Raw genomic sequence first — 12,669 nt, 5'->3', positions numbered from 1 at the left:
CAGCGGATTTGTCCCTTGATATGTTATGTTATGACGTTTATCAAGCGGCGCGATGTTATAAGATTACATGAGGCGCGGGATGCGGAGTGCAGGCATGAAGAAAATTGGCACGGCAACGGCGGCACTGCTGGCGGGTGCAGGGGCCTCCTGGGCCGAGGTGCCGCGGGTGGCGGCGGATATCGCACCGGTGCACGGGCTGGTGGCGCGGGTGATGCAGGGTTTGGGCGAACCGGCGCTGGTGGTGCCGCCCGGTGCCTCGCCGCATGGCTATGCGATGCGGCCCTCCGAGGCGCGGGCGCTGGATCAGGCGGACGTGGTGTTCTGGCTGGGCGGTGCGCTGACCCCCTGGCTGGAAGGCCCGCTGGAAGAGCTGGCCGGGGATGCGCACCGGATTGAACTGCTGGAGGCCGCGGGCACCACGGTTCTGCCGTTCCGCGAGGGCGCGCGGTTCGAGGCGCATGCGCATGACGAGGAGCATGCGGACCACGGCGAGCATGAAGATCACAAGGAACATGATGATCACGGTCATGAGGAGCATGCCGAGGGCCATGGCGATCATGCGGATCACGGCGGCCACGAGGATCACGATGGCCATGGTCATGAGGGCCACGCCGAAGACCATGCTGCTGCCGGAAATCATGATGACCATGAAGGCCATGATCACGGGCATGGCGATGCTCATGGGCATCCCCACGAGGGTGCCGATCCGCATGCCTGGCTGCTGCCAGCCAATGCCCGGGCGTGGCTGGACGTGATTGCCGAAGAGCTGGCGGAGCACGATCCGGCGAATGCAGCGGCCTACAGGGCCAATGCCGAAGCCGGCAAGCAGGAGATTGCAGACGCGGCGGCCAGCATCTCAGCCCAGCTGGAGCCCTTCCGGGCCAAGCAGTTCATCGTGTTCCACGATGCCTATCAGTATTTCGAGCAGGGCTTCGGCCTGAGCGCGGCGGGGGCGATTTCGCTGAGTGACGCCGTGAAACCCAGCCCGGCGCGGATTGCGGAAATCCGCGACGTGGTGGTAGAGCGCGGCGTGTCGTGCGTGTTCTCTGAGCCGCAGTTCAATCCGGGTCTGGTCGCCACGGTGCTGGACGGCACCGGCGCGGGCGCCGCGGTGCTGGACCCGCTGGGTGCCAAGCTGGAGCCGGGACCGCAGTTCTACCCGGCGCTGCTGCAGGATATCGGCGCGGCGATTGCCGCCTGCGAGTGAGAGAGGGGCGGGCCAAGGCGGCCCGCCCTTTTCATCTGTTGCTGACCAGATGGGTGAGCGCGGCGCCGGTTTCGTAATAGGCGCTGCGTAAGGACGCGAAGGGGATCGCGTGATCGCGCACCGGCGGCACCGGCAGGCAGGCGCTGTCGCCGGTCAGCAGCGCCTCGGCCATGGCTGCGCCGAACAGGGTGCCGGGGCCGATGCCGCGGCCGGAATAGCCGAAGCAGGCAAAGCCGTCTTGCAGGTCCAGGATCTTGGGCAGGTGTTCGGTGGTCATGGCGATGCGGCCGTGCCAGAAGCTGCGCAGTTTGGCTTCCTTCAGGTCTGGGTAAAGCGCGGCCAGTTTGCGCGGCAGCCAGTTCCGGTGCAGGGCGCTGCCGCAATGGTTGAGCGCGCCCATGCCGCCGATCACCAGCCGCCCGGCCTGATCCAGCCGCCATGACGACATCACCAGTGCAGTGTCCCAGCAGCCTTCCTTGCCCGGCAGGATTTTCTGCAGCAGGGCCGCGGGCAGCGGGTCTGTGGCGGCCTGGAAGTAATGCACCGGGATCACCTGCGGCGCGTCATAGCCGGATATGCCGCGGGCGTAGGCGTTGGTGGCCATGATCAGGTGTCTGGCGCGGATGCTGCCCTTTGGCGTTGCCACATGCCAGGTGCCGCCCTTGCGGCTGATGGCGGTGGCGGGCGAGTTCCCGTGCAACTGCGCGCCGGCCCCGGCAGCGGCGCGGGCGAGGCCGCGGACATAAGCCAGCGGCTGGATAGTACCTGCGCGGGGGTCGAACAGGGCGCCGTGAACGGCATCCGATCCGGTGCGCCGGACGGCTTCCTCGCGGGGGAGCAGTTCCACCGGCGCGCCGATGGCAGTCAGCTGGGCGTGGCGGCGCTGCAGGTCCTTCAGGCCCGTCGGGGCATGGGCGCAGTGCAGGGTGCCGCTGCGCTCCGGCTCGCACCGGATGGCGTGTTTTTCAATCAGCGAGAACACCATCCCGGGCGCGCCGGCCAGCAGGGCTGACAGCCGGTTTCCGGCCTTGGCGCCCAGTTCGGCATTGATGTCTTCGGGCGGCAGCCAGAGGCCGGCGTTGGCCAGCCCCACGTTGCGGCCGGAGCCGCCGCTGCCGATGTCTTCGGCCTCGATCAGGCGGACCGAGGCGCCGAGGCCCGCGGCCTTGAGCGCCGCAGAGCAGCCGGTGTAGCCGCCGCCGATCACCACGAGGTCGGCCTCGGCCTCCCCGGCGAGGTCCGGGAAGGCGGGGTTTTCCTGGCAGGTTTGGTGCCAGAGGCAGGACGCCAGATCAGATGTCAAACTTGATCCCCTGAGCAAGCGGCAGCTCGCGTGAATAGTTCACCGTGTTGGTCTGCCGGCGCATGTAACCTTTCCAGGCGTCTGAGCCGCTTTCGCGGCCGCCGCCGGTTTCCTTCTCGCCCCCGAAGGCGCCGCCGATTTCCGCGCCGGAGGGGCCGATGTTCACATTGGCAATACCGCAGTCGGAGCCCGCTGCCGAGAGGAAATATTCGGTTTCGCGCACGTCGGTGGAGAAGATGCAGGAGGAGAGGCCCTGCGGCACTTCGTTCTGCATTTCAATGGCTTGGTCGAGATCGGAGTACTTCACTACGTAAAGGATCGGGGCGAAGGTTTCCGTGTGCATGATCTCCGTCTGGGCGGGCATCTCGGCGATGGCCGGGTGGACATAGGCGGCATCCGCGAAAGTGTCCGCCAGGGCGCGGGCACCGCCATGCACGGTGCCGCCTTCGGCCTTGGCGCGCTCCAGCGCGCTGGTCATCGCATCCAGGGCGGCGAGGTCGATCAGCGGGCCGACCAGGGTGCCGTCCGCCAGCGGGTCGCCGATCGGCAGCCCTTCGTAGGCCTTGATCAGGCGCGGGATCAGCGCGTCATAGATGTCTTCGTGCACGATCAGGCGACGCAGGGAGGTACAGCGCTGACCGGCGGTGCCGACGGCGGAGAACACGATGGCGCGCAGGGCCATTTCCAGATCGGCGGAAGGCGCCACGATCATCGCGTTGTTGCCGCCCAGCTCCAGAATGGTGCGGCCCAGGCGTTTGGACATGTCCGCCGCCACGGCTTTGCCCATCGGCACCGAGCCGGTGGCGGAAATGATGGCAACGTCCTTGGAGGCAGTGAGCGTCTCGCCCAGATCCCGCTCACCGATCAGCACTTGGATCAGGCCTTCGGGCGCGTCCTCGCCGAAGGCAGCCATGGCGCGTTCGCAGATCTTCTGCACCGCCAGCGCTGTGAGCGGGGTTTTCTCGGAGGGCTTCCAGATCACCGGGTCACCGCAGACCAGCGCCAGCGCCGCGTTCCAGCACCAGGGGGCGACGGGGAAGTTGAAGGCGGTGATGATGCCGCAGGTGCCCATCGGGTGCCAGCTCTCGCGCATCGCGTGGCCGGGGCGCTCCGAGGCGATGGTGAGGCCATAAAGCTGGCGCGACAGGCCCACGGCGAAGTCGCAGATGTCGATCATCTCCTGCACTTCGCCCAGACCCTCCTGGTAGATCTTGCCGCATTCCAGCGTCACTAGGCGGCCCAGGTTTTCCTTTTCGCGGCGCAGCTCCTCGCCCAGCAGGCGCACCAACTCGCCGCGGCGCGGGGCCGGGACAAGGCGCCAGGATTTGAACGCGTTTTTGGCGGCGGCGATCTGCGCCTCGGCTTCGGCCGTGCTGTGGGTCTTGAGCCTGGCGATCTCGCTGCCATCCACCGGCGTGGTGACAGTCAGGCTTCCGCCGGTCAGCTCGGCTTGGGTCAGGCCGGCAGCTGCGAGGATGTCGGAATGGGGCATGTCGGATTCCTTTTGATGCGAGGGCGGGCATGAGGAAAACTTTAGGGTGGTTTGCCGGGATGTCCCGCCGGGCGTAGGTCTGATATAGAATTTGCACCTTGCGGGGCGGATTGCTAATGAAAGTAAATCCTGCAACCATGAGTAATAATCATATGATTGCGCCGCGCCGTTTTTTACCTTCAATCCCCTCTCTGCTGGCGCTGGAGGCGGTGGACCGGCTGGGCAGTGCTTCGGCCGCGGCGGAGGATCTGTCGCTGACGCAAAGCGCCATCAGCCGCCAGCTGAAGCAGCTGGAAGAGCAGATGGGCGTGGACCTGATCGCCCGCGACCAGATGCGGATGCAGCTGACGCCAGCGGGCGCGGGCTTTGCCAAGGAGGCGCGCGCGATCCTGACCCGGCTGGCGCAGGCCTCGGTCAAGCTCAGGGCCAATCCGGACGGCGGCAGCTTCACCCTGTCGATCCTGCCGTCCTTTGGCCTCCATTGGCTGGCGCCGCGGCTCAAGGACTTTGCCGCAGCCCATCCCGGCATCACGGTGAACCTGCACACCCACAATCTGCCGTTCAGCTTTGACGCAGGCACCGCGCAGGCGGCGATCCATTACGGCACGCGGGACTGGCCGGGGGTGGAGTACCTGCCCCTGATGCCGAAACATGTGCTGCCGGTCTGCGCGCCGGGGCTGATGGACGGGCCGGTTTCTTCGCCTGCGGAGCTGCTGGATTACCCGCTTTTGCACCTGGAGACGCATCCCGACTGCTGGGAGCAGTGGTTTCACCTGCACGATGTGCCGGCGGCCAAGCTGCGGGGGATGCTGTTTGACCAGTCCTCGGCGATGACGCAGGGCGCGGTGCATGGGCTGGGGGTGGCCTTGCTGCCGGATTTCCTGGCGGAGAACGAGATTGCGCAGGGAAGACTGGCGCTGGCGATGGAGGGCGCTGCGGTGAGCTTGGGCGAGTATTTCCTGGTCTGGCCCGCGGATCAGGCGGAAGAATATCCGCTGATCAAGTTCCGCGAGTGGCTGCTGTTACAGCTGGAGGAGAAGTGACATGCGGCTGCCGAGCCTGACCCATTTGCGTTGCTTCGAAAGCGCTGCGCGGCACCAGAGTTTTACCGCTGCGGGGGAGGAGTTGGGCCTTACACAAAGTGCGGTCAGCAAGAAAGTGAAGGAGCTGGAAGCGGACCTGGGGTTCGACCTGTTCCAGCGGGCCGGGCGCGGCGTGGTGCTGACCCCTGCGGGGCAGGGGCTGGCGGCCGATCTGGAGCTGGATTTGGCGGGGCTGCGGGCAACGCTGCAGAAAGCCGCCGCCGCCGGGGCCGGGCGCTCGGCTTTGCGGATCGCGGTGCTGCCGGCCTTTGCCAACCTGTGGCTGATCCCGCGGCTGCCGGATTTTTTTCAGCGCCACCCGGAGGTGGAGCTGAGCTTCTCCACCCGGCTGGAGCCGTTTGATTTTGCCCGCGAAAACTTTGATCTGGCGGTGCATTACGGGCTGGATAACTGGCCCGGCACCCATATGGCGCCGCTGTTCGGCGAGGAGATGGTGCCGGTCTGCGCGCCGGGGTTCTATGCCGCCCATCAGCTGGAACGGGCGGCCAGCCTGGCGCAGGCGCCGCTGCTGCATCTGGAGAGCCGGGCGGGGTCCTGGGCCGAGTGGTTCGAGCGGGCCGGGCTGGCGGGCGCGCCGCGGCAGGACGGGCGCTATTTCGACCAGCATTCGATGGTGATTGCCGCCGCCACAGCGGGGCTGGGCGCGGCGATTGTGCCCTATGACATGGTGGCGCGGGAGATTGCGGCCGGCGATCTGATGCGCATCCCCGGTCCGGCGCTGGTGTCGCGCAAACGCTATTACCTGGTGCGCCCGCACGGGGTGGTGCCGGAGGCGGTGCAGAAGCTGGAAGCCTGGATGCGCAAGCAGTTGAAGGGCAGGCCTGTCTGAGGTGTTCCGCCTGGCCGAAGGCCGGGCAGCGTCCGTCCGCCCCCGTCAAACCGGAGGTTTGCCTCCGGCAAAACGGCGGCGGGCGCTTCGCTTTCCGCCCTCGGACGGCCGCTGCCCTCGGCGATAGATGCCGAACCGGAATGGGTTGTGTCGTAAAGCGAAGGTTTTCCGAAGCACGGCTTTCGTTTCAATCTGGCTGCGCCAAAACCAGCAGGGAGCCTTTGTCATGACCCAGTTCCGCCGCGCCCGCCGTCTTGACCCGCTCAAGGTCTCCGAAATCCTGACCATCGGCGCCAAGGCGGCAGAGATGAAGCGGCAGGGCGCGCCGGTGATCATCCTGGGTGCCGGGGAGCCGGATTTCGATACGCCGGACCACATCAAGGAGGCCGCCGCTGCCGCGATGCGGGCGGGGGAGACCAAGTACACCCCGCTTGGCGGCACGCTGGAACTGCGGCAGGCGGTGCAGGCCAAGTTCAGGCGCGACAACGGGCTGGACTATGCGCTGGACGAGATCATCGCGGGTGCTGGCGCCAAGGAGATCCTGTTCGATGCCTTCATGGCCAGCCTCAACCCAGGCGATGAGGTGATCGTTCCCACGCCCTATTGGACGTCCTATTCCGACATCATCCGCATTGCCGGGGGCGAGCCGGTTCTGGTGCCCTGCGGCGATGACACCGGGTTCCGGCTGACCGCGGAGAAGCTGGAGGCGGCGATCACCCCGCGCACTCGCTGGCTGCTGTTGAACTCACCCTTGAACCCGGCGGGGGCAGCGTATAGCGCCGCGGATTACCGGCCGCTGCTGGAGGTGCTGCTGCAGCATCCGGATGTCTGGCTGATGGCCGACGATATGTATGAGCACATCACCTACGGCGGCTTTGAATTTGCAACCCCCGCGCAGGTGGAGCCGCGGCTGAAGGACCGGGTGCTGACCGTCAACGGCGTCTCCAAGGCCTATGCGATGACCGGCTGGCGGCTGGGCTATGCGGGCGGGCCGGAGGCGCTGATTGATGCGATGAAAGTGGTGCAGTCGCAATCGACCTCGCATCCCTCGTCGATTTCGCAGGCAGCCGCGGCGGCGGCGCTGAACGGCCCGCAGGAGGTGCTGGCGGAGCGGCGGAAAAGTTTCCAGGCGCGGCGCGATCTGGTGGTGGAGGCGCTGAACTCCATGGAGGGGATCACCTGCCCGGTGCCGGACGGGGCGTTTTACACATTCGCCAATTGTGCGGGCGTGCTGGGCAAGCGCACGCCGGACGGCAGGGTGCTGGAGACGGACGCGGATTTCTGCGCCTATCTGCTGGACCGGCACCATGTGGCGGTGGTGCCGGGGCGGGCTTTTGGCATTTCACCCTATTTCCGGGTTTCCTATGCCACGTCCGAGGCGGAACTGCGCGCGGCGCTGACCCGGATCGGCCGGGCGGTGGCGGCCCTGGCCTAGGCCTGCGCCATATCCGGCTGGCGGCGGTTCCGGGCGCCGGACCATGCCTGCACCAGCTGGCGCTGCAGGGCTGCGGCGGCGAGGCCCAAGGCGATGCCGCCGAAGATCGCCAGCGCATCGTTCAGCGGGCTGCGGCCTTCCAGCCCGATCATCGGCATCAGCAGCTCCGGCACGAAGCGGTGCAGCAGGTAGATCGGAAAAGCGGCCTGGGCCAGCCGCATCAGCGGCCGGGCGGCAAACCGCGGCACCGGCAGGCGGGTGATGAACAGCAGCCCGGCAATCAGCGCCAGCAGCCACATGTATTTGATCCAGCCACCATACCAATTGCCTCCCAGATAGGCGGCGGCGGGCATGATCACGCAGGCCGCAGCCAGCACAAGCAGCCGCTGCCCCAGCGTGCCGGCGGCGGTGATGCACCAGCCGAGGGCAAACAGGTAGAAGACCCACGGCACGGTGAATTGCGCCCGGCCGCCGATCTGCCAGACTTCCGGCGCAATCAGGCGGATGGCGACGGCAAAGGCCAGGAAGCAGAGGCCCGCGCGGTAGGCGCCCTGCTGCACCAGCCAGTGCCGCACCGGCGGCAGCGCAAAGGGCAGCGCCACCAGCAGGGTCATCTGCAGATAGGCCTCGATGAACCAGTACAAATACGGCAGCATCAGATGGGTTTCGGGGGTGGTCAGGGCAAAGTTGCCCGCCAGGAAGACCGAGGCCCAGGGGACCTGCTCCCAGGCCACGGCATAGCCTGCCAGAATCAGGTAATAGGGGATCAGTACCGCCGCCACGGGTTTGAAGAAACTGCGCATGTCGCCGGATTTCAGCGCCTCCCAGCGGAACCCTGCAACGCTCATCCCCATCAGGATCACCATCGCCGCGGCGCCGCCGAAGACCGGCCAGAAGGTCTGGTGCGCGACCACCACTGCGAAGATGGCAATCACCCGCGCAACCAGATCAAAGGGCAGGCTGGCGGCGGGCGCCGGGGCGGCCTGCTCCAGATCCCTGATCGGCATGTCCTCCCAGCCTGCGGGGGCGCCGCCCAGGGCCTCGTCCAGCGCCAGCGACAGCTCAACATGGCGCAGTGAGTCGCCGCCCAGCGAGGCAAAGCTGTCGTTGCGGCCCACGGTCTGCGGCGCAAAGGCGGCCTGGAAGGCGGCCAGCACGCCCTTGGAAGTTTTGGGCTTGGCGGATTGCGCCTTGAGCGCCGGGTAGTCGATCTTGCCGTTGGCGCGGCGCGGCAGGGATTCGCGCGGGATCACCGTGAAATGCTGCTGGCCGACGCCGGTCAGCCTGGCGGCCAGCGCGGCGATGCCGTCCTCCGGGCCGCAGACGGCGATGGAGATGCGGGCATCATCACCCCAGACCGCGGCTTCATGCCCTTCGGCGGCAAGCGCCCTTTCGATGGCGTCGTGGCCGATGCGCAGCCCGGCAATCTTGGACATCCGCGATAGCCGCCCGGTGATGTGATAAAGCCCGTTTGCATCGCGCCGGGCCAGGTCGCCGGTGGCGAGTTCTTCCAGCTCTGCGCCTTTGGCCAGATCGGCACTGTTTTCGGCATAGGCCATCATCACGTTCGGGCCCTGGTAGATCAGCTCGCCTTCGCCCTCGGGCGCGGTGATTTCCTGGCCGCCGGCATCCCGCAGCAGCAGGCGGCCGCCGGGAATGGCGCGGCCCGCGGCGCCCGGGTTTTGCAATGCCTGCTCCGGCGGCAGATAGCTGATCCGGGCGGTGGCCTCGGTCTGGCCGTACATGACAAAGAACCGGCCTGCACGGGCCTGCATCCGGGCGGCCCAGCTGCGCACCTGATCCGCCTCCATCGCGCCGCCCGCGACGGTGAGGGTCTTGAGGCTTTCCGGCAGCGCCTGGGACAGGCCCGCGCTGTCCAGCAGCCGGAAGTGATGCGGCACCCCGGCCAGGCTGGTGGCGCCGGAGGCCTCCAGCATATCGGCAAAGCCTGCATCCAGAATCGAGCCGGGTGCCAGCCAGAGGCTGGCCCCCGCCGCCAGATGCGAGTGCAGGACGGACAGGCCGTAGGAATAGTGCAGCGGCAGGATCAGCGCGGCGCGGTCCTGAGGCCGGATGTCCAGATACCCGGCAATGGCGCGGGCGTTGCTATCCACGGCCGTCCCGGACAGGCGCACACCGCGGCCATGGCCGGTGCTGCCGGAGGTTTGCAGCAGCAGGGCAAGGTCCGGGTGGATGCCCGCGGCTTCATGCGTGTGGGCGAGCAGCTGCCAGGTGCCGCCAATGAGGCGGAAGCTGGCGGCGGGGCGGAAGCGCTGCTCCAGGCTTTCGGCGGTGGCGCCGTCGCTGGCGGGCAGCGGCATCACGGCATGGCCTGCGGCCAGGGCGCCGAGGTAGGCGGAGATGGCTTGGAAGCTGCTTGCGGCTTCAATCGCGATCAGTTGGCGGCCCCGCGGCAGCTGGCGCGCAAACTGGTCAGATGCCTCAGCCAGCGCGGCATAAGTAAGTGTGGTTCCGTCCGCTGAGATCAGGCAGGGACGGGCGCCGAACGCGCGCAATTTGGCCAGGTCGTAAAACATCCGCAACTCCTTCGAGCGCGGCGGGTATTATAATTTACTAATTTTGTCAATTATTGCCGGACGGCTTGATGCCGGATTTGTTCCGGGGCCGTGCCGCGGCAGAAGGTGATCCATCAGCGCCTTCACCCTGGCCGGGAGAGCCAGGCCGCCGTTGCACAGGCAAGGGGTCACTTGGCCAGACGCAATACCAGCGGGGCACAGGTGACGACCAATGCGACCCGCAAGATATGGTGCAGAACCACAAATCCCAGGTCCGCGCCCCCAATGATCGCCAGCACCACCATTTCGCCCTGGCCGCCCGGCAGGAAGGCCAGGAAGGCATCCAGCGGCGCAGCGATGCCCGAGGCGCTGACCGAGAGGATGAAGACGGCGCTGACCGCCGCCAGCAGAACTCCGTTGACGGATCCGGCAAAGACTACCCTGCGCAGCTCGCCCCAGGTGACACCTGCATATTTGGCGCCCACCGCCATGCCGATGAAGAACTGGCAGGCCCAGATCATTTCGGCCGGCGGACGTCCGGTGATAATGCCGGACAGGCTGAGGCTTGCGGCCAGCACCATCGGCCCGATGATGGACGCGCCGAACACGCCCAGCCGGTGCGCCATGCCCCAGCCGGCAAGGCCGGCAAACACCATCCAGCCGATCTGCGCGGGCGGCAGCTCTGCCGACGGGCGGCCGGGACGGGCCAGCAGATCCACCTGCCAGATCCAGTCCAGCAGAAAGGGCGCGGCGCTGACGATCAGCAGGATGCGGGTGGCATGCACCAGCGACAGCACCCGGACATTGGCGCCGGCCTGCTCGCCGAAGACCACCAGATCCTGCAGCCCGCCCGGCATTGCGCAATAATAGCTGGTCATCCGGTCGAATCCGAAGCCCCGGCGCATCAGCGGAAAGGACACCAGCGCGACGGTTGCGACAAACACCGGAACGAAGAGCAGCGACAGCGCCAGGCCGGGGATCGCGGCGACCGCCTCCGGGGTGATCGAGGTGCCGGCGGCGACCCCCAGGATAGTGCGGAAGGCAGTGCCGAGCCGCCCCATGCCCTCCATCGCGGCGCCGCCGAGGGCAAAGGCCAGGCACAGGAACATCGGGCCAAGCAGGAACGGCAGCGGCAGGCGCAGCCACAGGAAGAGGCCGGCACCAAGCAGGGCAATGCAGGCGGTGAAAAGACGGCGGCGCAGATTCATCTGATATCCGGGGCAGGGGGGAGGAAAAATGGAAGGCTGGAGCCTCCCATTTGCGGTTCAATCAGCGTCGGCGGCCCCTTCGGCCCGCAGCCGGGCCCTGCGGGCGCGGTAGCTGGGCAGCACCACCAGCAGCACCGCCAGGGCCAGCAGGCCGACGGTCATCGGCCGCTCCAGCAGGAACCCCAGTCCGTCGTAAAGCTGCATCGAGCGGGCAAAGTTGTTTTCCAGCATCGCGCCCAGAATGAAACCGATCAGCAGCGGCGCCAGAGGGTAATCGGCAAAGCGCAGCACGGTAGCGCAGATCCCCAGCCCGACCAAGATCAGCAGCTCGGTGGCGTTGTTCTGGCCGATGTAGGCCCCCATCAGAGTGAAGAACAGGATGAAGGGAATCAGGTAGTTGCGCGGCACCGCCAGAACCTTGGCGATATAGGGGATCAGCGGCAGGTTCAGGATCAGCAGGATCAGGTTGCCGAGATACATCGAGATGATCACTGCCCAGAAGATCTGCGGCTCATCCACCATCAGGCGCGGCCCGGGCGAAACGTTGAGGGCGATCAGCGCGCCCAGCAGGATCGCGGTGGTGCCGGAGCCGGGAATGCCCAGCGTCAGGAGCGGCACGAAGGAACCGGTGCAGGCAGCGTTGTTGGCGCTTTCCGGCGCGGCGAGCCCCTTGACCGAGCCCTTGCCGAACTGCTCCTGCTCCTCCTTGGAGGCGATGTTGCGCTCCACCGCGTAGCCCAGGAAGGAGGCGATGGTGGCGCCTGCCCCCGGCAGCACGCCGATCAGGAAGCCCTGCACCGACTGGCGGCCGATCACCGGGGTGATTGCCCTGGCTTCCTCGCGGGTGATGCGCAGGTCCTTGATCTCGCCGCTGCCGCTGCCGGAATTGGAGCGGGAGGGGTCCAGCACCAGGTACATCGCTTCGGGCAGGGCAAACATGGCCATCGCCAGGGTGATGAAGCCGAACCCCGATTGCAGGTCCATGATGCCCATGGTGAAGCGCGGCATGTTGAACAGCGCGCCTTCGCCCACCGTTGCCATGATGAGGCCCAGGAGGGTCATCAGCAGCGCCTTGCCGACCTGGCCGGAGCCGGCAAAGGCGGCGATGGCAGACAGGCCCACCACCATCAGCGCAAAGTATTCGGCTGAATGGAACAGCAGCGCCACCGTGGCCAGCGCCGGGGCGAAGATCATCAGCAGGATGGCCCCGATGGTGCCGCCGGAAAACGACGCGATGGCGGCCACCGTCAGCGCCTTGCCGGCCTTGCCCTGGCGCGCCAGCGGGTAGCCGTCGAACGAAGTCGCCACGGTGGAGGCGACGCCGGGCGCGTTGATCAGGATGGAGGAGGTCGAGCCGCCGAAGATGGCGCCGTAGTAGACACCGGCCAGCAGGATCAGCGCCGCGGACGGGTCGCCGATGGAGATCGCTACCGGGATCATGATGGCGATGATCGACATCGGCCCCAGCCCCGGCAGCATGCCGATGAATGTGCCGATCAGACAGCCGCCGATGACCATCAGCAGATTGGTGAGGGAAAAGGCCGTTCCCAGCCCGATCAGGATGCCGTCCAGCATG

Annotated in this window: 9 protein-coding genes; 4 read left to right on the top strand and 5 right to left on the bottom strand. The window is 67.0% G+C overall.

Going from position 1 to position 12,669, the window contains the following annotated elements; translation table 11 throughout:
• The first annotated feature begins 94 nt into the window (after positions 1-94).
• Complete coding sequence (locus tag KUV26_RS13150; protein ID WP_261399872.1) at positions 95-1,207, top strand: zinc ABC transporter substrate-binding protein; 1,113 nt, start codon at positions 95-97, stop codon at positions 1,205-1,207.
• A gap of 31 nt (positions 1,208-1,238) precedes the next feature.
• Here the strand turns inward: KUV26_RS13150 and KUV26_RS13145 are convergent, their stop codons facing one another.
• Together KUV26_RS13145 and KUV26_RS13140 are read right to left on the bottom strand one after the other, a co-directional pair.
• Positions 1,239-2,510, bottom strand: a complete 1,272-nt coding sequence (locus KUV26_RS13145; protein WP_222508676.1) for an NAD(P)/FAD-dependent oxidoreductase — start codon at positions 2,508-2,510, stop codon at positions 1,239-1,241.
• Positions 2,500-4,002 (bottom strand): aldehyde dehydrogenase family protein, encoded by a 1,503-nt coding sequence (locus tag KUV26_RS13140; protein WP_222508675.1) that lies wholly within the window; start codon positions 4,000-4,002, stop codon positions 2,500-2,502. The genes KUV26_RS13145 and KUV26_RS13140 overlap by 11 nt, the downstream gene beginning before the upstream one ends.
• 137 nt (positions 4,003-4,139) lie before the next feature.
• Between KUV26_RS13140 and KUV26_RS13135 the strand changes: the two genes are divergently transcribed.
• The 3 genes from KUV26_RS13135 (at position 4,140) to KUV26_RS13125 (ending at position 7,369) form a co-directional block, all read left to right on the top strand.
• Positions 4,140-5,045 (top strand): LysR substrate-binding domain-containing protein, encoded by a 906-nt coding sequence (locus KUV26_RS13135; RefSeq protein ID WP_261399871.1) that lies wholly within the window; start codon positions 4,140-4,142, stop codon positions 5,043-5,045.
• Position 5,046: 1 nt separating this feature from the next.
• Entirely contained in the window at positions 5,047-5,934 is an 888-nt protein-coding gene (locus KUV26_RS13130; protein ID WP_222508674.1) for a LysR substrate-binding domain-containing protein, read from the top strand.
• A 226-nt stretch (positions 5,935-6,160) separates the two neighbouring features.
• Entirely contained in the window at positions 6,161-7,369 is a 1,209-nt protein-coding gene (locus tag KUV26_RS13125) for a pyridoxal phosphate-dependent aminotransferase (protein ID WP_222508673.1), read from the top strand.
• Here KUV26_RS13125 and KUV26_RS13120 read toward each other — a convergent pair.
• From KUV26_RS13120 to KUV26_RS13110, 3 genes are all read right to left on the bottom strand, one after another.
• Positions 7,366-9,906, bottom strand: a complete 2,541-nt coding sequence (locus tag KUV26_RS13120; RefSeq protein WP_222508672.1) for an AMP-binding protein — start codon at positions 9,904-9,906, stop codon at positions 7,366-7,368. The genes KUV26_RS13125 and KUV26_RS13120 overlap by 4 nt on opposite strands.
• A 167-nt stretch (positions 9,907-10,073) precedes the next feature.
• The gene (locus KUV26_RS13115) at positions 10,074-11,093 is read right to left on the bottom strand and encodes an AbrB family transcriptional regulator (RefSeq protein WP_222508671.1); all 1,020 of its coding nucleotides are present in this window, start codon (positions 11,091-11,093) and stop codon (positions 10,074-10,076) included.
• A 57-nt stretch (positions 11,094-11,150) separates the two neighbouring features.
• Positions 11,151-12,668, bottom strand: a complete 1,518-nt coding sequence (locus KUV26_RS13110; protein ID WP_222508670.1) for a tripartite tricarboxylate transporter permease — start codon at positions 12,666-12,668, stop codon at positions 11,151-11,153.
• Position 12,669 lies beyond the last annotated feature (1 nt).

Source organism: Leisingera daeponensis, from assembly GCF_019801465.1.
In the GTDB taxonomy this organism is placed as follows: domain Bacteria; phylum Pseudomonadota; class Alphaproteobacteria; order Rhodobacterales; family Rhodobacteraceae; genus Leisingera; species Leisingera daeponensis_A.
Note: the sequence above shows the minus strand (reverse complement) of the source record. Positions and strands in the feature narration are given on the sequence as shown.